Raw genomic sequence first — 20981 nt, forward strand, 5'->3', positions numbered from 1 at the left:
CCTAGCTGGTCCGGTTTCGGACAGCGTCGACGATCCGCTGGACGGCCTCGGCCACGGGCACGCCGTTGTCCTGGCTGCCGTCACGGAAGCGGAAGGACACGGCTCCCGCGTCGGCGTCGTCTCCGCCGGCGATCAGCACGAACGGGATCTTGTCCTTGCTGGCGGTGCGGATCTTCTTCGGGAAACGGTCCGAGGAGATGTCCACCTCGGCGCGGATGCCGGCCGCCTTGAGCTGGTCCACGACGTCGAACATGTAGTCGTTGAAAGCCTCCGCCACCGGGATGCCCACCACCTGCACGGGCGCCAGCCAGGCGGGGAAGGCACCGGCGTAGTGTTCGGTCAGCACGCCCATGAAGCGCTCCACTGAGCCGAACAAGGCGCGGTGGATCATCACGGGCCGCTGCCGGGTGCCGTCCGCGGCCTGGAACTCGAGCTCGAAGCGTTCAGGCAGGTTGAAGTCCAGCTGGATGGTGGACATCTGCCAGGTGCGGCCGAGCGCGTCCTTGGTCTGGACGGAAATCTTGGGGCCGTAGAACGCGGCTCCGCCCGGATCCGGGATGAGCTCAAGCCCGGAGGCTTCGGCCACCTCGGCGAGGGTGCGGGTGGCTTCCTCCCATGTGGCGTCGTCGCCCACGAACTTGTCTTCGTTCTTGGTGGAGAGCTCAAGGTAGAAGTCGTCCAGGCCGTAGTCCTTGAGCAGGCCGAGGACGAAGTTCAGCGTGGTGGTCAGCTCGTCCTTCATCTGCTCGCGGGTGCAGTAGATGTGGGCGTCGTCCTGGGTCATGCCCCGGACCCGGGTCAGGCCGTGCACCACGCCGGACTTCTCGTAGCGGTAGACCGAGCCGAACTCGAAGAGCCGCAGCGGAAGTTCGCGGTAGGAGCGTCCGCGGGACCGGAAGATCAGGTTGTGCATGGGGCAGTTCATCGGCTTGAGGTAGTAGTCCTGGCCGGGTTTGCGCACCGTGCCGTCCTCGTTCAGCTCCGCGTCGATGTGCATCGCCGGGAACATGCCCTCCTTGTACCAGTCCAGGTGGCCTGAGACCTCGTAGAGGTGGCCCTTGGTGATGTGCGGGGTGTAGACGAAATCGTAGCCCGCATCCACATGGCGCTGGCGGGAGTAGTCCTCCATGGCCTTACGGATGATGCCGCCCTTGGGGTGGAAGACCGGCAGGCCTGAGCCGAGCTCGTCCGGGAAGGAGAACAGGTCCAGCTCCGCGCCGAGTTTGCGATGGTCGCGGCGCTCGGCCTCGGCAATGCGCTCCTGGTAGGCCTTGAGAGCGTCCTTGGTGGGCCAGGCGGTGCCGTAGATGCGCTGCAGCTGCTGGTTGTTCTGGTCGCCCAGCCAGTAGGCGGCCGAGGACCGGGTCAGGGCGAAGGCGTTGGAGATCAGCTTGGTGTTCGGCAGGTGCGGGCCGCGGCACAGATCGCACCAGATGCTGTCCCCGCTCTTGCGGTCCACGTTGTCGTAGATGGTGATGTCGCCGGCGCCGACCTCCACGTTGACGCCCTCGCCGGCCTCGGCGGCGTCATTCTTCTTGCCCAGCAGTTCGAGCTTGTAGGGCTCGTCCTTCATCGCCTCGCGGGCCTCGTCCTCGGACACCACGCGGCGCACGAACTTCTGGTTCTGGTTGATGATCTTCTGCATCATCTTTTCGAGCTGGCGGAGGTCTTCCGGGGTGAACGGTTCCGCGACATCGAAGTCGAAGTAGAAGCCGTCCGTGATGTAGGGGCCGATGCCGAGCTTCGCGTCCGGGCGCAGCTGCTGCACGGCCTGGGCCATGACGTGGGCGGTGGAGTGGCGCAGGACGTTGAGCCCGTCCGGGGAATCAATGGTGACGGCCTCGACGGCGGCGTCCTCGGGAAGGGGCTGGTCCAGGTCCTTCAACTCGCCGTTAACGCGGGCCACAACGACGTCGCGGCGCTCAAAGAAGAGTTCCGCGCCGGTGGTCCCGGTAGTCACCTTGGTCTCTTCGCCGTCGACGAGAAGGGTGATCTGCTGGGCATCTGACACGGGTGTCTCCTATTCAAAGTTAAGGCTTCGTAGCTTGTGGCGTACGGGGACCACAGCCAGCCTCGTCCATGCTATCGGTTTCTCCAGAGGCCAACCAACGCGCCGGGGCAGTAAACCTAGAGCAGCCGCAGCCCAGCCGCAGCCGCGCCTCAGCCCCGCGGTGGCCGCACCGACGGGCGGTCAGCCGCCCAGCCCGGTGATGGCGAGGTTCCTGCCGATCCCGTCCAGGGGGCCGGACAGGTAAGGCTCGTGCTGGACGGTGGCGCCGGCAACGGATTCCGGGAACGGCAGGGACTCCGGGCGGCTGAGGTCCCAGGCCATGCTGGCGCTGATGCTGATCCCCCGCGGCCCGGTCCGGCGGGTGGTGCCGCGGATCAGCAGCAGGCGGGTGCCGAACAGCAAGGATCCGGACTGCTCCTGCGCTTCGTGGAAGAAGACCGAATCCACGCAGCCCGTGCCGTCGTCGATGCTGATGAACACCACCCGCCGGCCGCCCCGCATGGGCGGGGTCTGGGTGGCCACACGGACCCCGGCAACCAGCACATCAGTGCCGTTGCGCAGTCCCAGCAGCTTGTCCGCTGTGATGACGCCGAGCCGGTCCAGCAGCGGGCGGTGGCTGGTCATGAGGTGCTCGCTGACGTCCACGGCCATCAGGTCCAGTTCCGCCCGGACGTTGTCCACCATGCTGGGCGCGGGCAGCAAAGCCAACAGGTTCCTCAGTTCCACGTCCCCCAGCGGCAACGCCAGCTGGCCCTCAATGACCTCCACGCCCTTCCGCAGGGGGCGGGCCTGGAGCTTCTGCAGGTGCTGGACCAGGTCCGCCCGGTTGGCGGCTCCCCCGGACGCCCGGTGCAGCGAATCGAAGGCGCCCAGCTGGGCCAGGCGCTGGATGCTGGGCCTGCTCAGCCGCGACCGGGCGCGCAGGTCCGCCAGCGAGTCGTAGGGCTGGCCGGCCACTATCCGTTTCAGCTCGGCGCCGGAGAGCCCGAAGATGCCGTTCAGGCTCAGCCGGATGCCCAGCCTGCCCCGGTCCGGCCCGGATTCCACCCGCTCCACCCGGTACTCTGCCTGGCTCCGGTTGATGTCGAGGGGAAGGATGGGGATCCCCAGCCGGCGGGCCTCGGCCACGAGCAGGCGTTTGGGGTACATGCCGGGGTCGTGTTCCCAGAGCCCTGCAAGGAAGGCCTCCGGGTGGTGCGCCTTGAGCCAGGCCGACTGGTAGGTGGGCACGGCGAAGGCGGCTCCGTGGGCCTTGCAGAACCCGAAGCTGCCAAAGGCCTTCAGCGTGCCCCAGACCTTGTCCACCACCTCGGGACTGTAGTTCCGGGTCCGCGCCTCCTTCCGGAAGAACTCCTCCACCCTGGCTTCCAGCACCTCATTGCCCAGCGCCCGGCGGAACTCGTCGGCGCGCGCCAGCCCGCACCCGGTCATGACGTCGAAGGTCTTGAGGATTTGTTCGTGGAAAACCGTGACCCCGTGGGTCTCCTTGAGGACCGGTTTGAGGTCGGGATGCGGATAGACCTCGGGGGCGAATCCATGCCGGTGCTCCAGGAAGGGCCGGACCATGTCAGATTTCATCGGGCCGGGGCGGAACAGCGAGATGTCAATGATGAGATCGTTGAAATCCCGGGGAGCCATTTTCCCGATCAGTTCGCGCTGGCCCGGGGATTCGATCTGGAAGCAGCCCAGGGTGTGGGTGCTTCGGATCAGTTCAAAGGTTGGCTCGTCATCGAGCGGGACCGCGTTGAGGTCGATGCGCCCGTCCTCGGCGATGTAATCCGGGCCCGTCCCGTCCGGGCCGGCCGGATGCGAGCCGGCGGCCACCACCTCGGCCTTGGTCGGGTGCAGCCGGATCACCTCCCGGACCGCAAAGGCCATGGCGCTCTGCATCCGGACACCCAGGACGTCGAGTTTGAGCATGCCCATGGGGTCCATGTCGTGCTTGTCGAACTGGCTCATGGGCAGGCCCAGGCCGCTGGGCTGGACGGGGGTGCGGTCCAGCAGGGTGGCATCGCCGAGGATCACGCCGCACGGGTGCATGGAGATGTGGCGTGGCAGCCGGTCCAGCCGCTCCGTGAGGTCCACCAGCAGGTCCAGCTGCTGGTTTTCGGTGAAACCGCGCTGCTCCACCCGGTCCGCGAATTCCTTCAGCTCGGGTTTCTCCACGAGGGCTTCGCGGAAGTGCCGGGCCGAGAACCGCCACAGCTGCTTGGCGATTTCCCCGACCTCGCCGTCGTCCATGCCCAGGGCCAGGCCGGCATCGCGCACGGCACCGCGAGCGCGGTAGCCATTCTGCATGCTCATCAGCGTGACGCGTTCGGCGCCGAAACGCTCAAAGATCTTCCGGTAGACGTTGTGCCTTTCGGCGCTCTCGACGTCGATGTCGATGTCGGGCAGCGTGGCACGGTCGCGGGAGAGGAAGCGCTCAAAGATGAGGTCGTGCTGGAGTGGGTTCACCTGGCTGATGTCGATCAGGTAGTTGACCAGGCTGGAGGCGCCCGAACCGCGCGCGGCCGCCCTCACGCCCAGGGCAAGGATCATCCGGGAGACCTCTGCGACGGTCAGGAAGTAGGAGGCGAAGCCCAGCGTGTCGATGATCCGGAGCTCGTGCCCCAGCCGGGTCCGCATTTGCTGTTCCCGCTGCCCGGAGATTCCAGGGAAGCGGCGGCCGATGCCGGCCTCGCAGCGCAGGGTCAGTTCGGCGAGCGCGTCGCCGTCGATCCCGATCACGGATGCTTCCGGGACCACGGGCTGTTTCCAGCCCATGTCAGCCACAGGATCCATGCGGCAGCGGTCCGCGAGCGCCTCGGTCTGGGCCAGGAGCCGTTTGAGGTCCGCCGTGCCGTAGCCGGCGGCGTGGATGATCTCCTTGCCCAGCTGCAGCATCTGGGCCGCCGATTTGAGCCAGCCCTGCCCGTTGGGCTGCAGCAGCGGGGCGGCGGAGAGCTCGGGGAGGGATTTAAGCGTCCGGGCCGAGTCCAGCACATCGGCGGTGGCCGCGCCGTCCTCGGCCACATAACGCACGGCGTTGCTCAGCACGGCCGGCACCCCGTGCTCTGCGGCGAGCTTGAGCATGCGCACCGCATGGGCGGTGCTCAGCGGTTCCCCTGGCGGGCTGAGCTGGGACACAACCTCGGCGGCCAGGGTCCCTGGGGGCATGGCGTCCAGCCAGCGTTTGAACAGGGTGCGGGGCCGCAGGTAACGCCGGCCGCCCATCGCCCGGCCGACGTCGGAGTCCGGGCCGATCAGCACTGTCAGGACCGGCTGGAGGGTTTCCGGGTGCAGGGTGCGGGAGGCCAGTTCCGCCCGTGTGACGGCCACCGGCACCGCTCCCTGCACCTTCCCCGTAGTGCGGGCATGGGCGTCGGAGATCAGCCGGCACAACGCCCGGTAGCCGGCGCCGTTGTTGTGGCCGTGCGCCAGCACAACGACGCGTCCCCCGACCAGGGTGCGGAGGTCACCGTCGTCGTCAAAGACCGCAAGGTCCACCCCGATGATCGCATCGAGCCCGGCTGCCATGCACGCCTTCAGGTGCTTGATGGTGCCGTACAGCCCGTCGCGGTCCGTGCAGGCCAGCGCGGTGGCGCCGTCGGCTGCGGCCGCGCCGGCCAGTTCATCCGGCCAGGAGACGCCATAGTGGGCGCTGAAGGCGGTGGAGACATGCAAATGGGTGAAGTTCATGCTGTTTCGGGCTTCCGGAGGGGCTGCAGGGCGTCGTGGATCCTCAGGAGCCGCCACCGGCCGCTGCTGATATGCCGGGTCAGGTCAAGGGTGAGGGTGGAGGCCGCGGCGTGGTCCCCGGCGGCACGCACCTGGACCCGCCAGATCTCGTGATCCACCAGGCCCGGGCCGCTCCCGAGCGGCGCCCGGCTTTCCTCCGCCCACCATTGGCGGCGTTCATACCAGCGGACGGGTTCCGCGCAGACCGTGTAGCGCCGGCCGGCCCAGTCGAGGCGCAGGGGCTGGCCCGAGGGCGTGCAGAGAACATCCACGGACTCGCTGAACATGCCCACGTTGCCTCCCGACCCAGTCCGGGCTGGAGCCGGCCCAGTCCCCGCTTAGATTCCGTCTTCTAGATTCCGTCTTCTAGATGCCGCCTTCTAGCGTTTCTGATTTATTCGAACATATCTTCGAATAAATTCAGTCTACGTCGGAAAGGCGACAAAACCCAGATCGGGGGTGGACGGACGATGGCACAGGTAGCAGGATTGAGCCATGAGCTCCCATATCGCACTCCTGAAGCACGTAAAGGTCGCCGCCAAGAATTCAACCTTGGTGGCGACCTTCGATATCGACGGAAATATCCCGGGGCAAGGCGCCTACGTGGTGGGCCTGCTCGCGGCCGAGCCGGACTATTCCCATCAACGCAGACTGGGAATTGAGTTCATGAACGGCGAGGCGGTCTCCTTCTACTTCTTCAACCATGACGGCACGGAAGAGAACTTCGACCTCACAGGCGTGGAACACTCAGGGAACACCATCACCGGAAACTTCCCCATCGCGACGGTGCTGGGCCTGCCCAAGGGCCACCTCATGACCGCCTTCAGCGATTGTGACGGCCGGGAATACCAGGCCAACGTGCCTGTCGAAGAGTCCCTCTAAGCACGTTCCAACAAGCCCTTGCTATGAAGTGGACTTGTACACTTCCAGCTCGAGGGTGATGAAGGCGTCGATCATCGCCCGGTAGGTCTTCTCGACGAGTTCGACGTCGATGTCCTTCTGTTCCGCCGTGGCGCGGACGTGTTCGATGACCCGCTCCACGCGCCCGGGCGCACGGACCTCCGCGCTGTCCGCCTTGAGGGTCCCGGCGATCCGGATCAGCCGTTCGCGGCGCCCGATCAAGGACACGATCTGCTCGTCCACCTCGTCAACAGCCACGCGCACGGCGGCGAGCTGTTCCCGGTCGGCCTGGGCGGTCTTGTCGTCTGCGTGATTTGTGGGCATGTGCATGACAGTATCGAAAGATGCAGCCACGAGTCGACTTAATTTCGCTGGGTGTCCGCAGTGTTGACGCCTCACGCCGCTTCTACGTCGATGGCCTGGGATGGCCGGTCCACCGGGAAGTCCCCGGCGAGGTGCTCTTCATCCAGGTCAACCACGGACTGATCCTCTCGCTCTGGGACGCGGGCCAAATGCAGTCCGAAGCGGCCACGGATCCCCCTGCCGGCGTTGCGTGCATCACCCTCAGCCACAACCTGGCCAGCACGGCGGAAGTCGACTGGGTGATGGCCGAAGCCGAGTCCGCGGGAGCCCTCATCGTCGCGGCACCGAAGACCCAGCCCTGGGGCGGCTACACCGGCTACTTTGCCGATCCCGACGGCTACCGCTGGGAGATCGCCTTCAACCCCGGCTGGGCGGTCGACGGCGGCGGCACAGTGACGCTCTGACTATTGGTACCGGACCTGAGGGCGCCGCCGCTAGAACAGGCCCCCCACCGGCTGGATGAGTTCCGGTGAGTCATTCTTGACGTTACCGACAGCGGTGCCGACGGCGTCGATCGTCCAGCCTTCCGCGACGTCGTGCGCCCCGGCCCGGACCAGGTCCACGAGTCCGGCGGCGTCATCGGCCTGCGGGTCCAGCCACGTCTGCATGGTCTCGCGGTTCATGGGCAGCGGAACCCTGTCGTGCAGCGCGGTCAGCTCGGCCAGCATCCCCCCGGCGTAGCCCTCCGGCGGGGAGTCGGTGGTCATGATCGAGGTCGAGAGCATCCAGCGCTCCGGGTCGCCCTCTGCCTTGGACGGGTCCCTCCACCATTCATATAGACCCGCGAAGACAATGGGGTGCCCGTCCTTGGGATGGACGTAGTAGGGCTGCTTGCTGCGGCCCTCGCCCTTCCACTCGTAGTAGCCGTCCGCGGGCACGGCACAGCGACGGGCGCGGGTCGCTTTCCGGAAGGCGGGCTTCTCCAGCACCGTCTCGCTGCGGGCATTGATCATCTTGGACCCGATTCCCGGATCCTTGGCCCAGGAGGGCACCAGACCCCAGCGCGCAATGTGCAGTTGGCGGACCGGCTCTCCGTCCACCAGCCGTTCGAGCAGGATCGGCACATCCGCCGTCGGGGCCACGTTCCACGACGGCGGAATCGCGATCTCGTCCTCCAGCCCGGCGTCGAATTCGGCCAGCAGGTCTCCGACGGCCCGGGCCATCACGTAGCGTCCACACATGGCACCAGCATGCCACCGCGCCCATTCCATGTCATCCGCACCCTGGCTCCGCCCTGTGCCTGCGGGAATAGCGGGCTGCGGGGTACGGTTGTTGGCAGTGACGTATGACTTCAGTGGGCGCCCGGCCGTACTCGCCGGCCCCAACCACAAGCTTGAGGAGAACTTCGTGGACTTCACCCCCGAATCCGGCACCATCACCATGTTTTCGACCACGTGGTGCGGCTACTGCAACCGGCTGAAGAAGCAGCTGGACGCGCAGGGCATCGGGTACACCGAGATCAACATCGAGGAAGTCGAAGGCACCGCCGATCTCGTCGAGCAGCTCAATGGAGGCAACCGCACCGTCCCCACGGTGCTGTTCCCGGACGGCACCGCCGCCACGAACCCCTCCGCAGCAGAGGTCAAGAGCCGGCTCGCGGCCTAGTCCCTTCCTGTATCCAAGGACAACACCAACCCACGACGGCGCGGCCTCCAAAGGGCCGCGCCGCCGCCCGTTGTGCCAGTAAGTTGTGCGAGAAATCCGCGTTCAGAGCAGAGGAGCTTGTTTCATGGTCCATAAAGTCAAGGCCGCAGTAGTCCGTTCCAAGAATGCCGACGTCACCCTGGAGACGATCCTGGTGCCGGACCCCGGCCCCGGCGAGGCCCTCGTGGACATCCTGACCTGCGGCGTCTGCCACACCGATCTGCACTACAAACAGGGCGCGATCAACGACGACTTCCCGTTCCTGCTCGGCCACGAGGCCACCGGCGTTGTCAGTGCCGTGGGACCGGACGTCACCGAGGTCGCCCCCGGTGACCGCGTGGTGCTGAACTGGCGGGCCGTCTGCGGCGAGTGCCGTGCCTGCAGGCGAGGTCAGCCGCAGTACTGCTTCAACACCCACAACGCCACCCAGAAGATGACCCTGGAGGACGGCACGGAGCTGACGGCCGCGCTGGGCATCGGCGCCTTCGCCGAAAAGACCCTCGTGGCCGCCGGCCAGTGCACCAAGGTGGACCCCGACGCCGATCCCGCCGCCGTCGGCCTGCTCGGCTGCGGCGTCATGGCAGGCATCGGCGCGGCGATCAACACCGGAAACGTCCAGCGCGGCGATTCAGTCGCCGTGATCGGCTGCGGCGGAGTGGGCGTGGCAGCCGTCGCCGGCGCAGCGCTCGCCGGCGCCACCACCGTGATCGCCGTCGACATCGACGCCAAGAAGCTCCAGCGCGCCACGGAGCTCGGCGCAACCCACACGGTGGATTCGTCCGCCGTCGACCCCGTGGAGGCAATCCGCGAACTGACCGGCGGATTCGGCGCCGATGTGGTGATCGACGCCGTCGGCCGCCCGGAAACGTACAAGCAGGCCTTCTACGCCCGGGACCTCGCCGGCACGGTGGTCCTGGTGGGCGTGCCGAGCCCCGAGATGACGCTGGAACTCCCGCTGCTGGACGTCTTCGGCCGCGGCGGCTCGCTGAAGTCCTCCTGGTACGGCGACTGCCTTCCCTCGCGCGACTTCCCCACGCTCATCAGCCTCTACCGGCAGGGCAAGCTGGACCTCGACGCCTTCGTGACGGAACGGATCACGATCGAGCAGATCGAGGAAGCCTTCACGAAGATGCACGCCGGCGCGGTGCTGCGCTCGGTGGTGGAGCTGTGAGCGTCCGGATCGACCGGCTGGTCACCTCCGGGACGTTTTCGCTCGACGGCGGCACGTGGGAGGTTGACAACAACGTCTGGATCCTCGGGGATGACGCCGAATGCGTCATCATCGACCCGGCCCACGATCCCGCCGCCGTCGCCGCCGCTGTGGCGGGAAGGAAGGTCACGGCGATCCTGCTCACGCACGGCCACGACGACCACATCCGCGCCCTGGGCGAGGTCCGCGCGCTCGTGAACGCCCCCGTGTACCTGAACCGGGATGACTGGATGCTGTGGGAGCGGGTGTTCCCCGGCACCGAGCCGGACCACGCCATTGCCGACGGCGACACCTTCGACGTCGCAGGGGCGAGGCTGGTGGCGCTTCACACCCCCGGGCATTCGCCGGGGTCCGTGTGTTTCCTCCTCGAAAGCGAAGGCATTGAGTTGGAAGGCGCAGAGCTTGAAAACACGGTGTTCAGCGGGGACACGCTGTTCAAGGGCGGCCCGGGAGCAACCGGACGATCCTTCAGTGACTTCCCTACCATCATCGATTCCATCCGGAACCGGCTCCTGCCGCTCCCGGCGGACACGATGGTCCGGACCGGGCACGGGGACCCGACGACGATCGGCGCCGAAGCTCCGCACCTTGAGGAATGGATCGCGCGGGGGCACTGACCGCGATCCCGGTCCGCCCGTGTCGGATTCGTGGGGACCAGGACCGCACGGGCGGGTCCGGGTCCCCCGAAACCCGGCCGGCTGGTACTAGGATGTGGGGCCATGAGACCAAACCCCAGCATGGATCCGGCAACTTTCACCGCAGACATGCGGACCCAGTTCGATGCCTTCCTCGATGAGCACCGTGCGGATCTTCAGGCCTGCCTCGACGGGCTCTCAGAGCCGGAGGCCCGGGCATCTCTGGTACCGTCAAGGACCACTCTCCTGGGGCTTCTCAAGCACTCCACCTTCGTCGAAAAGGTCTGGTTTGACGAGGCCATCACGGGCAGGACGCGGAAGGAAATCGGCATTCCGGCCACGCCCGATGAATCGTTCACCCTCGAGGAGGACGACACCATCGCGGGCCTCCGGGCCGCCTACGTCCAGGCCTGCGAGGACTCACGCCGCCGGGCCGCTTCCCTCGACCTTGACGACGTCGTCAGCGGCAACCGCCGCGGTCCGCTGCCGCTGCGGTGGGTCTATCTGCACATGCTCAGGGAACTGGCCCAGCATTGCGGCCACGCGGACATTCTGCGCGAGCAGATCCTCGCTGCACGTTCCTGACGGCCCCGGCCGCTCAGGCGTCCCCTACAAATCGAAGCGTGAACGAATGTCCGTGGTGCCGGCTATTGCAGCCACGATCGATGCCGCGACGTCGCGCAGCTTGGTGTTGCGGGCGTTGGAGGCTTTGCGGAGCAATGTGAACGCCTCATCCGGGGGGCACCGGTTCTGGGCCATGACCACGCCGATTGCCATGTCGATGACCGTACGCGACTTCATGGCGGATGCGAGGTCGTCGCGGGCTTCCTGGAGGCGGCCGATCCGCAGGCTCAGACGCAGGGGCAGGCAGAGCTGCCGGGCAACGTTTTCCGCGGTGAGGATTTCCCCGTCCGTAAATCCGGAACGGTGAGTGGCGTAGAAGCTCAGGGCGGCCCGGCATTCGCCGTCCAGATCGATGGGGACCGCCAGGACGGCAACATAGCCCCGCTCCGCAGCCGCTTGACCGAATTCCGGCCACCGGCCCTCTCGGGTCACGTCCCTGACATATACGGTGTGTGCTCCGCTCATCGCGGAGATGCAGGGGCCCTCGCCGGCCGTGGCCTGAAGCTCTTCAAGTTCAAATGCCCTCTGGCTGCCGGCACCGGTCGCGGCGGGTTTCTTAGGCCTCGCCACGGTTACGGCGCCGATGACTTCGCGCTCTGCGTGGGATAGCCCAATGGCCGCGTGCTGGGCCAGTTCGCCCAAAAATTCTTCCAGATCCTCGCTTGAGAGCACGAGGTCTTGAAGCTGCTCCGCGGTCCTGCCAACAAAACGCTGCCCTGCAAGTTCCACTCCGGCTCCTTCCGGCCGCACGCCCCCAAATGATCGTACAATGCGGGCACCGAGGGAGGACGGGTCTTATTGCCCGGCTTCATCGGCCGCCGAGGCCGGGCACCACGCCCGTTGCGTAGTGGCGACCTGCCCGCCCGTCCACGCCGTCAGGCGCCGGCCGAGCAAGTGCAATGCTTTGCACTGTGAGTGCGTTTAGCGCGGATGCGGCCACCCCCGATTTGTTTTCACAGGGCCGCATCCGCGCTGGTCTAGGGGAGGCCAGGATCAGGCTTTTGGTCCTGTTTGCCGGACCGTCTGCCCGCGTGCCTGCGGCCTGACCGCGCGCCAATGAGGGCCAGACGCCACTCGCGGCGCCGGCCGCGCCCGCGCAGTTCCGCGTTGATGATCCGCAGGAGCTCGGAGGCGGCGTCTTGGTCTTCCGGCTCCTGGCTACTCGCCAGCGCCTGTCGGAGTTGCAGGAGGTCGCCAGTCGGCACCTGCGGCCAGTGCCGGAACGTGTAAAAGATCCTAGTGCCGGGGCGCCTCTGTGACCCTGTGCCAATCATGCGACACCGCCCCTACCAGGCTCCGGTGAGGCGGCGGCGCTGCGGACGGTCAGATAGCCGAGTGGCTTCAGGGCGACCGCCAGAGAGTCCGCGCCGGCTGTGTCGGTGACATCGAGTCTGGTCGGCATAAGACAGTAACTCCCCGCAACGAAGTGAGCAGCCTCTGCCTGACCAAATTCAGAATAGCAATTGCATTTGCCGCACAAAAGGAAAAGAGAGTAACAATTCACATGCGACTTTTCCGTCGACGCAGGCCTGTGGTTCCACATCTTGAGAATCCGAACGCTTTGCACTCATGCACAGCGGATCGCGTCCGAAGTGGGGCGACAGCGTTACTTGGTGGACGGAGAGTACTCCGGGTAGTAGCGCTGGATCTCTTGGACGGTCTTGCCAGCCTTCACCATTCGCTCAACGGTCATCATGCTCCGGACTTCCTGGTCTGAGCGCTACGACTGCAATTCCAGATTTCATTCCCTTATTCATGGTCCCCCCCAATAGCCAAAATATCTTTGTGAGCGTACCGCACGGGGAGCCGGGTCCCGCGGGTGACGGCGATTTCCTGCGCGGGTATGGAGTTCCAGCAGATTCGGTCCCAGCCCCTGGCCGCCAATAAAAGAGGCCATATTTCCGCTGTGGGGATTGTGGCACCGTTCTGGAACTCTGTAGGCGCCAGTGCGGTCTTGCTCGAATGCGCGGGCATGGGAAACAATATTCCCGCCCCACGTGGCCCGGTCGAAAGGGTTTCTTCAATGACAGCGCGAAATACCTCCTCAGTCGGTGCGCCGTGTTGGGTCGACACTTTGCAGCCAGATCCGCGGGCGGCCCGAGACTTTTACGGTCCGCTCTTCGGCTGGAGTTTCGACGACCCAACGCCGATGCCGTCCGGTTTCGATGGCGACTACTACACCGCGCGCCTGGGCGGGCGGCTGGTGGCCGGCATCGGACAGGCACCGCCGCTATCGCCTCCGGGGTGGATCACCCACGTGCGTGTCGACGACGTCGGGGAAGCCCTGGCTCGTGCCGAGCAGGCGGGAGGCAAGCCCTTGGGACAGATTGGGGCCGGCTCCGGTAACCGCATTGCTATGCTCGCCGACGCCACCGGCGTTCCATTCTGTTTGCGGCAGGCCGGCGAGAACGACGGTGCCGAGCTGGCCAATGAGCCCAATTCCTGGGCCATGAGCTCGCTGCACACCACAGATATCGGTCGGGCCCAAGCGTTCTACGGCGAAATGTTCGACTGGGTACTGGAATCTGTGCCGGACGCTCCTTTCTCGCTGTGGCTGCGCTCGGGTCAGGTCGTGGCGGTCGTGACGGCCACGGACGGCGTCGCGGTCCCGCCGCATTGGAGCGTCAATTTCGCTGTCCGCGACGCGGACGCCGTCGCCGAGCACGCCGTAGCACTGGGTGGCGGCATTTTGATGGCACCCATGGACACACCGGGATTCCGCAGCGCCGTGATCAGGGACCCCCAGGGCGGCACCATCGCGGTCAGTGCAACCGCAGGCTGACGCTTCCTGGAGAGCAGCGCCACCCGATTGCGGCGCTGGTAGGGTCAGCCCATGGATGAAAATTTGGGGAAGTTCATCGACAATTTCGCGCGGCTGGTGGAGCTTGCGCAGTCCGGGCAGCACCGGATTCAGCGGGGAACCCAGCTGCTGACCACGCTCACCGAGCATTTGGCGGTCCAGGCAGAATCAGTGGCTGTGGTGGTTGAGGAGATTCCGCCGCACCGGTTCGTGGACGCAGACATCCTCATGGAAGAGCTCGCTGCAGAGGACCCGGAGTTCCGGCTCGTGGGGATCGGCGGCGGAGACCAAAGGCACCATAATTCGCTGAGCGACATGTTGCAGCAGTCCCAGATATTTCCTCAATACCCCCTGTCCCAGCCGGACTACGCAAACCTCGCTGTCGGTCCGGACGAACAGCGGCAGGCCGTGGCCCTGGGACTGTGGCTCTTCAGCTACGGAGGCAGCCCGATCGCGGTGCTGCAGCGGGACGCCAACCCCCGGTATGGCCGTCAGTCAGCTTCCCTTGAAGTTTTGGCCGACGCTACAGATCAGGCCGCACGCTTCCTCTCGGAGTTCCGCCGGCGGATGCAACACCGCAGCGTGCTCAAGGGGCAGGTCATTTCGTTGGTGATGGGCGAGTATGGTCCTAGCGCCGCCGGGGTGACCTTTCACGCCCGGCCGGCCCTTGCCGCCTCCGATGTCATCCTGCCCGGTGGCCTGCTGGAGAAAGTCTCCGACCACACCTTAGGTATCGCGGAGCACCGGGACTCTCTGAACAAGTACGGCCAGCACCTCAAGCGCGGCGTCCTGCTCTATGGCAGGCCTGGGACCGGCAAGACCCACACGGTGCGGTATTTGTTGAGCCGGAGCGACGGTGTCACAGCAATCCTTCTCTCGGGAGGATCGCTCGCCAGGATCTCAGAAGCCGCCACCATGGCCAGGGCGCTGCAGCCCTCCATCGTCGTTCTTGAGGACTGCGATCTGATCGCCGAGGACCGCAGCTTCGGGCACGGACCCCAACCGCTGCTATTCGAGGTGCTGGACGCCATGGACGGTTTAGCCAGCGACGCCGACGTCGCGTTCATCCTCACCACCAACCGCGTGGACATGCTCGAACGCGCCCTGGCACAGCGTCCCGGGCGTGTGGACCTGGCCGTCGAAATTCCCCTCCCTGCCCAGGCGGAGCGGGTCTCGCTGATCAAACTGTATGCCCGCGGCATTCCCTTCAGCCCGAACGCGATTGAAGATGCCGCAGCCCGCACCGAAGGCACCACCGCCTCGTTCGCACGCGAACTCGTCCGCCGGGCGGTCGTTGCCGGCGCCTTGGAAGACATGCCGGTCGCGGACAACCATCTGGGGAAGGCTGTGGATGACCTGATGGCCGACGGCGCCGCCCTCACCCGAAGCCTCCTCGGCAGCGGCGCCGAGGGCGACACCGAGGGCAATGGAGGACCGTTCCCCGGGCCGCCGGCAACCTTTCATTCCGGGCGCTAGGAAAGTGCCTGGATCTGGAGTCGAATCGTCCGGTCAGCTAAGGATGGAGATCTTCAGCGCGCGGGCCGTCAGCGCCGCCAGCGGTACGGAGTGGTTGTTGACACCCGGTGCAAGCCATAGCGTTCCAGAATCGGTCGCGAATATTCTGTTGAGTCGCTGTGGATGAGTTTCTTACCGAGCGTTAGCGCGGCTCGAGCCCGGGCCGCGGTGAGCGCCCGGTAGATACCCCGGCCGCGCCATTCTGCCCGCGTTGCCCCGCCCCAGATGCCCGCGATTTCCGTGTCCGGTACCGGCTCGAGGCGGCCCGCACTGACAATCGCCCCACCATGTTCGGCGACCCACAGTTCCATACCGTCGTCCAGAGCCACGCGACGCAGGATTGCGTCGGCATTGCCGTCGGAGACGTCAGTGCCGAAAACCTCGTCCTGCATTGCGCACATGGGCGCGAATGTCCCGTTCTTCGGTCACCCGCCGCAGGCTGACGCCGGGCGGGAGCTGCACGTCGACATTCAACGCGCTGGCCGGCCCGATCATGATCGACTCGGTCTCATCGGGCTCAAAACCGTTCTCCAGCAGTGCGACATGGAGTCCGGGTGCATGATCGTGGCCACGGGTCTTCCACTCAACCCGCACGACTGCGGGATCGCTGCGGTAAAACGCGAGCACTTCGGCCACCCAATGCGCGATCGTCACGGCACTGGCCTTATCGAGGTCCTGATAAGTCACGAAGCCTCGGCCGCCTGCGAAGGTCACCAGGCGTAACGGGCCCACCCGTTCAACGGCGATGGCACTGGGTGTCTCGGCATCCGTCCGGAGTTGCTGGTCGTACGCCATAAGAAGTTCTTCAGAAAGAGTCATCGGCCTCCACGGTACATTGTCCGGTTTCGGACCTGGAGACGGCACCTCAGGAGCCTCGGCGTCGACCTTCAGTAGCCGTAGCGTTCAACCACGATCTGCGTCGTGTAACTGCCGGACGCCGGGCCATAGTCGTCAATGGTGATCCGTACGTCCCAGCCATCGATCCTCCCGACGCCCCGGCACATCAGGCCTCCTGCGTTAATCCTTCGTTCCCTGAGGCACGGTTTGTACTCGTCGGGAGTCAGTCCAACCTGATCGATGTATCGCTCCAGATCACCGGCGCGGTACGGCCTGTGCGTGTCCCACCTGTACGCATAGATTGCGCATGGTCCGTCAATTGGGATGCACAACGCCCCACCCAGGGGTGCTTGTGTCCCTCCGATGGGTTCCCACCCGGGGGAAGTCTGAAGCCGATCCGCGATTGCCTTCATCTGTCTAATGTTGGCTTCATTCTGAAAATGGACATTCGCGAAAAAGCCGGCAACGCCTACGACGATTGCCGCTACGACCGCCAGAGCAATCTTTCCTCGACGCCCCATATCCTGCCCAGCCCCCTCAGTAAACCCGACGCTACCTGCCGCGTTCCTGCTGCCCCGGTGGTCAGGCCCGCAATTGAACGCCAGTATAGGACCAAGCCGGTGTGTCCTCCGCGCTGGCGGTCCCTTAGCGGGTGATGGCCAGGGGCTTCACAGGCACCACACACGACACCCGCACGAAGGGCACGTCTCGTGCTCCCGCCACGCGGTTGTTCCTGCCGGTGTCATCGCACCAGTCAATGTTGTAAGGCACTGCGGTTACGGCGGCATCCCCCACGGCGGTCCGGGCGGGTACGACAAACGTGTAACTGAACCCACCGGCGTCGTTCATGGCGGAGGTGGTCTTGACGACTTCGGCCCCTGTTGCGTCGGTGACGCTCACCTGGATTCGTGCGTTCTTGCCGTAGCGGGGATTGCAGTCGGCGTCCGCCGCTGCCACCGTCACGCTTTGCCCCGGTTTGGCTTCCGTCGGGGTCAGCGAATAGGCGGGCGGTAAACACGGCGGCGCCCCGCCCGTGGTGGACGAGCACCCCGAGGTGGCGGCAACCAGCACCAGTGCCCCAATCGTGGCACAGATCGCGGAGCGCCCTTCACGGTCCTTCAGGTGAAAAGCCATGCCGTCAGTGTCGCTGGTACACCGGCAAACGCCCACTGTTGTCCCGAATTCGTACCGCAATTGTTGCCGGAGTGTGCCGTGACCCATTTGAGCCGCCGCCCGCATGGCAACAACTCCCCCACTGCCGGGTCGGGCCTATGATCGGGCCATGGGATCACCCGGAATTTCCCGACGCAGCCTGCTGGGGCTCGGCGCCGTGGCAGCGGCGTCGGTCGCGGGGTGCGCCGGCCCGGGCGCGTCCAGCCAGGAGCCGCCAGCCCCACCCATCGCCATGCGCAGCGGCAGCTTCACCTCACGGTTCCGGCCGCAGGAACTCACGGGCTGGTCACTGGCCGTACCCGGATCCACCGGTGGCAGCCCCTCCGGCCCCTTGCCCGTTGCCCTGTTCCTGCACGGAACGGGCGCGGACCACCGCATGGTCTTCGACGAGTTGGACGCGGGCGGCGTCCTGGCACGGCATGTGGCCCGGGGAGGGACGCCTTTCGCGATCGCTGCCATCGACGGAGGCGAATCGTGGTGGCATCGCCGGGAATCCGGAACAGACACGCAGGCCATGCTGGTGGAGGAATTCCTCCCCCTGCTGGCCGGCCAGGGCGCCGACACCGGCAGGCTCGCCGTGTTCGGCCTGTCGATGGGCGGCTTCGGCGCCCTGCTCCTGGCCTCCCAGCACCGCGTCCCCGGGCTCCGCGCCGTCGCCGCGATGAGCCCCGCCGTCTGGAGCCTGTACGACGCCGGCCGGTCCGACAACTTCGACAGCGCCGCGGACTTTGCGGCCAACGACATCTTTGCCCTCCGGCCGGAGCTGGAGCCGCTGCCGAAGCGGATCGACTGCGGCACGGCGGACAACCTGCTCTTCAGCGTCAAGGACTACGTGAAGGACCTTCCGGGTGAACACGAGGGAGGCTTCCAGGCTGGCGGCCACGACGGCGGCTACTGGCGCTCCATCCTCCCGGATGTCCTCGCGTTCCTGGGCAAGAGCCTGGCTTGATGCCGGCTGCGAGCGCGCCAAGAGCGCCCGGCAGCGCGTGTCCGCCGTCGGCTGACTGCGCCGATCACGCTCATGCAGAGCGCCCAGTAGGCTACTCCCACGGCGAGTGAGACTGCTACGGCCAGCGCGGGGCTTATCCCGGCCAGCGGCGGATAGACCACCCAGTGAACCAGGTACGCGTAGAGGGAGGCGCTGGCCAGCACCACCGTGAGGCGGCGGAGGCCCTTGGGCACCGGGACGCTGGGCAGCCAGATGAGCAGCAGGATTCCGACGAGGAGAGTGCACTCCCGGCCCGGGTTCTCGAAGAACCCCGGAACGGTCAGTGCCGCAATGACCGAGACCATGCAACGCTGGGCTAAGGTCCGGGACCGCGCAATGGCCCAACCCAACGCGAAGAGCCACAGTGCAGGCGCGGTGTGCGGCACTCCGGGGTTCACCAGCTCAAAGCGGGTCAGGAGCCCAGCGCCGGTCAGCGCCAGCGGAAAGAGCAAGGGGAAGCGCCGCTCTGCTCGGTCCGCCCACGGAATGGCTAGCAGCGCCGTCGCCCCCACAAGCAGGTAGACAAGAATTTCGATAAACCAGAAGTGCCATTGGGTGGTCACCGCCTCCGGGCCGAGGACGGCGTTGAGCAGCAGGATATTGGCGGGCGCGTAGTTGTCAGTGATCAGGTAGGCCACCGCGATGAACGCCATGCTCGGCACCACGATTCTTGCCACGCTGCCCAGCTGCCGCTTCAGCCGCGGCACCCGTTTTCCGGAGAGCTGGAAGCGGGCGAAGTTGTAGCCGGCCACGGCCATGAGTACGTGGGCGGCACCCTGCCAACTGAACAGGCCGACGTGTGTGCTTACGATCAGGACGATCCCCACGGCCCGCAGCACGATGCTCGTTTCGACCGGTGCTAAGAACCGTCGACGCTTCCGGACCGGTGCGGTACGCGGCCGCGGCTCCAGGTCCCGGACCGGAGTCACGTGCCAGTCCGGCGGGAGGTGGCCCAGGGCTTGTTCCAGGCGGACCGACGCGGCCACGTAGGACAGCGAGTCCCCGCCCAGGGAGACGAAGGTGTCGCCGTCGCCGATCTCGGCGCACTCAAGGGCGTCCTCGAAGATCTTCCGGACACTGTCCGGCGCGCCGCTAACGCTCGCGGCCTCAGGTGCTGCCACTGCTTTAAGCCGGGACAGGGCCAGGACGGCCTGGTAGTCCAGTTTGCCCGTGGCCAGGCGCGGGAGATGCTCGACGGCGCGTACCTCAAGGGCCGCGCGCGGCAACCCCATGCCCTGGGCGAGGACTTTGCCCAGCAGGTGCGCGTCGTGGTCGCCTTCCACGGCGACAACGACGCCGTCGTCTGTCCCCGCGCTGGCGGCCTGCACACCGAGGTCGGCCAGGAGCCGCTCCACCTGCCCCAGGTCAACGCGAAGTCCCACGATCTTGACGAACCGGCTGCGCCGCCCCACCACTTCGTAGACGCCCGCCGGGTGTAGCCGGGCGAGGTCGCCGGTGCGGAGCTCGGTAATGGCGCGGCCCGCGGCGAGGTCCGCCGGGCTTTCGGCATAGCCGAGCATGACGTTGGGACCGGTGTAGACGAGTTCGCCGTGTTCCAACCCGGGCACCGGGTCGATCCTGAACGAACCGCCCGGCACCGGAATGCCCACCGCGCCCGGGACCTCCGCCGCCAGTTCCGGCGGGAGGTACGCCATCCGGGCCGTCGCCTCGGTCTGGCCATACATGACGAAGAAGTCCCAGCCGTTTCGGCGGCCCAGTTCCGCATATTTCCTCACCGATTCCGGCGCCAGCCGGCCCCCGGCCTGGGTGATGTAGCGCAGGCTGGGCAGGTCCAAGTCCTCGAACCCGACCCGTTCCAGCAGTTCAAAGGTGTACGGAACGGCCGCGAAGGACGTGGCCCCACGGCGTCGGAAGAGCTCCCAGAAGCACGGATCAACCACGGAAAAGTCGGTGAGGACCAGCCCGGCACCGCGGAGCAGGTGGCTGTTGATCACAGACAACCCGTAACAGTAGGACATGGGCAGCGTCGTCGCGGCACGGTCCTCCGGGCCGATTTTCAGGTACTCGGAAATCGACTCGGCGTTGGACTGCAGGTTTGCATGGGAGAGGCGGACGAGCTTGGGCGAGCCCGTGGAGCCGGACGTGCTGAGCAGGAGCGCCAGGTCCGGGTGCAGTTCGTGCCGTGTACCGGCCCGGCGCTCGTCCAGCAGGAGTTGGCCGTTGCCGGCCCGGACGACGACGTCGGGGTCGTAGGCCGCAACGAGGGATTCCAGGGCGGCCGGTTTGTCTTCGGGCAACAGGATCAGGGGGTGGCCGCCTACGAGCGCCGCCAGGTAGGCAACCAGCGAATCGACGTCGTTGGCTGCCGAAAGCGCCACGAGGCGCCGCGTGGTGCCGAGGCGCAGGGCGAAGGCATCGACGCGATCCGCCAGCTCCCGGTACGTCATTGCCAGGGTGTCGGTCAGGATGGCAGGGCTGTCCCCGTAGCTCGCAAGATCGGCGGCAAAGGGCACCCGCATGAAATCAAGCTGCTGCGTGGTCACCCGGACGATGTTATTAGATTAGGCTTGCCTAAGCCAAATTAGGGCATGAAAGGTTTG

General features: G+C 66.3%; 17 protein-coding genes and 1 pseudogene. 9 read left to right on the forward strand and 9 right to left on the reverse strand.

What is annotated here, in order from left to right:
- Position 1: 1 nt before the first annotated feature.
- The 3 genes from thrS to MRBLAR12_RS03915 all read right to left on the reverse strand — a co-directional run bounded on the left by thrS (position 2) and on the right by MRBLAR12_RS03915 (position 6024).
- The gene (gene thrS / locus MRBLAR12_RS03905; protein WP_229994061.1) at positions 2–2011 is read right to left on the reverse strand and encodes a threonine--tRNA ligase; all 2010 of its coding nucleotides are present in this window, start codon (positions 2009–2011) and stop codon (positions 2–4) included.
- Positions 2012–2191: 180 nt separating this feature from the next.
- Positions 2192–5692, reverse strand: a complete 3501-nt coding sequence (locus MRBLAR12_RS03910; RefSeq protein ID WP_364743637.1) for a DNA polymerase III subunit alpha — start codon at positions 5690–5692, stop codon at positions 2192–2194.
- On the reverse strand, positions 5689–6024 hold the full coding sequence (locus MRBLAR12_RS03915) for a DUF6504 family protein (protein ID WP_229994059.1): 336 nt from the start codon (positions 6022–6024) through the stop codon (positions 5689–5691). The genes MRBLAR12_RS03910 and MRBLAR12_RS03915 overlap by 4 nt, the downstream gene beginning before the upstream one ends.
- Positions 6025–6226: 202 nt before the next feature.
- Between MRBLAR12_RS03915 and MRBLAR12_RS03920 the strand changes: the two genes are divergently transcribed.
- Positions 6227–6613 (forward strand): hypothetical protein, encoded by a 387-nt coding sequence (locus MRBLAR12_RS03920; RefSeq protein WP_229994058.1) that lies wholly within the window; start codon positions 6227–6229, stop codon positions 6611–6613.
- 21 nt (positions 6614–6634) lie between these two features.
- Here the strand turns inward: MRBLAR12_RS03920 and MRBLAR12_RS03925 are convergent, their stop codons facing one another.
- Positions 6635–6961 carry a chorismate mutase gene (locus tag MRBLAR12_RS03925; RefSeq protein WP_229994057.1) on the reverse strand — a complete coding sequence of 109 codons (327 nt, stop codon included), beginning with the start codon at positions 6959–6961 and terminating at the stop codon, positions 6635–6637.
- A gap of 14 nt (positions 6962–6975) precedes the next feature.
- Between MRBLAR12_RS03925 and MRBLAR12_RS03930 the strand changes: the two genes are divergently transcribed.
- The gene (locus MRBLAR12_RS03930) at positions 6976–7398 is read left to right on the forward strand and encodes a VOC family protein (protein ID WP_229994056.1); all 423 of its coding nucleotides are present in this window, start codon (positions 6976–6978) and stop codon (positions 7396–7398) included.
- 30 nt (positions 7399–7428) lie between these two features.
- On the opposite strand, the gene MRBLAR12_RS03935 is transcribed toward MRBLAR12_RS03930, so the two are convergent.
- Entirely contained in the window at positions 7429–8175 is a 747-nt protein-coding gene (locus tag MRBLAR12_RS03935; RefSeq protein ID WP_290369364.1) for an SOS response-associated peptidase, read from the reverse strand.
- Positions 8176–8341: 166 nt separating this feature from the next.
- Here MRBLAR12_RS03935 and MRBLAR12_RS03940 point away from each other — a divergent pair, with 166 nt between their 5' ends.
- The 4 genes from MRBLAR12_RS03940 to MRBLAR12_RS03955 all read left to right on the forward strand — a co-directional run bounded on the left by MRBLAR12_RS03940 (position 8342) and on the right by MRBLAR12_RS03955 (position 11068).
- The gene (locus MRBLAR12_RS03940; protein WP_011692168.1) at positions 8342–8599 is read left to right on the forward strand and encodes a mycoredoxin; all 258 of its coding nucleotides are present in this window, start codon (positions 8342–8344) and stop codon (positions 8597–8599) included.
- Positions 8600–8723: 124 nt separating this feature from the next.
- A complete protein-coding gene (locus MRBLAR12_RS03945; protein ID WP_229994055.1) occupies positions 8724–9809 on the forward strand; it encodes an S-(hydroxymethyl)mycothiol dehydrogenase in 1086 nt (361 codons plus the stop codon).
- Positions 9806–10465 (forward strand): MBL fold metallo-hydrolase, encoded by a 660-nt coding sequence (locus MRBLAR12_RS03950; RefSeq protein WP_364743643.1) that lies wholly within the window; start codon positions 9806–9808, stop codon positions 10463–10465. Before MRBLAR12_RS03945 ends, MRBLAR12_RS03950 begins: the two co-directional genes overlap by 4 nt.
- Positions 10466–10567: 102 nt before the next feature.
- Positions 10568–11068 carry a DinB family protein gene (locus tag MRBLAR12_RS03955; protein WP_364743646.1) on the forward strand — a complete coding sequence of 167 codons (501 nt, stop codon included), beginning with the start codon at positions 10568–10570 and terminating at the stop codon, positions 11066–11068.
- Between the two features lie 24 nt (positions 11069–11092).
- On the opposite strand, the gene MRBLAR12_RS03960 is transcribed toward MRBLAR12_RS03955, so the two are convergent.
- The gene (locus MRBLAR12_RS03960) at positions 11093–11836 is read right to left on the reverse strand and encodes a GAF and ANTAR domain-containing protein (RefSeq protein ID WP_364743649.1); all 744 of its coding nucleotides are present in this window, start codon (positions 11834–11836) and stop codon (positions 11093–11095) included.
- A gap of 1294 nt (positions 11837–13130) precedes the next feature.
- Here MRBLAR12_RS03960 and MRBLAR12_RS03965 point away from each other — a divergent pair.
- Complete coding sequence (locus MRBLAR12_RS03965) at positions 13131–13889, forward strand: VOC family protein (RefSeq protein ID WP_364743652.1); 759 nt, start codon at positions 13131–13133, stop codon at positions 13887–13889.
- A gap of 51 nt (positions 13890–13940) precedes the next feature.
- Positions 13941–15383: an AAA family ATPase gene (locus MRBLAR12_RS03970; RefSeq protein WP_229994049.1), complete on the forward strand. Its 1443-nt coding sequence runs from the start codon at positions 13941–13943 to the stop codon at positions 15381–15383.
- A gap of 68 nt (positions 15384–15451) precedes the next feature.
- Here the strand turns inward: MRBLAR12_RS03970 and MRBLAR12_RS23700 are convergent.
- Positions 15452–16241 (reverse strand): annotated as a pseudogene (locus MRBLAR12_RS23700) (GNAT family N-acetyltransferase).
- 663 nt (positions 16242–16904) lie between these two features.
- Positions 16905–17393 (reverse strand): hypothetical protein, encoded by a 489-nt coding sequence (locus tag MRBLAR12_RS03985; protein ID WP_364743660.1) that lies wholly within the window; start codon positions 17391–17393, stop codon positions 16905–16907.
- A gap of 148 nt (positions 17394–17541) precedes the next feature.
- Here MRBLAR12_RS03985 and MRBLAR12_RS03990 point away from each other — a divergent pair, with 148 nt between their 5' ends.
- Positions 17542–18381 carry an alpha/beta hydrolase gene (locus MRBLAR12_RS03990; protein WP_364743663.1) on the forward strand — a complete coding sequence of 280 codons (840 nt, stop codon included), beginning with the start codon at positions 17542–17544 and terminating at the stop codon, positions 18379–18381.
- On the opposite strand, the gene MRBLAR12_RS03995 is transcribed toward MRBLAR12_RS03990, so the two are convergent.
- Complete coding sequence (locus tag MRBLAR12_RS03995; protein WP_364743772.1) at positions 18324–20900, reverse strand: AMP-binding protein; 2577 nt, start codon at positions 20898–20900, stop codon at positions 18324–18326. The two genes, MRBLAR12_RS03990 and MRBLAR12_RS03995, sit on opposite strands and share 58 nt — an antisense overlap.
- Positions 20901–20981: the final 81 nt, after the last annotated feature.

Source organism: Arthrobacter sp. LAR12-1-1.1 (genome assembly GCF_040676555.1).
Lineage (GTDB): Bacteria > Actinomycetota > Actinomycetes > Actinomycetales > Micrococcaceae > Arthrobacter.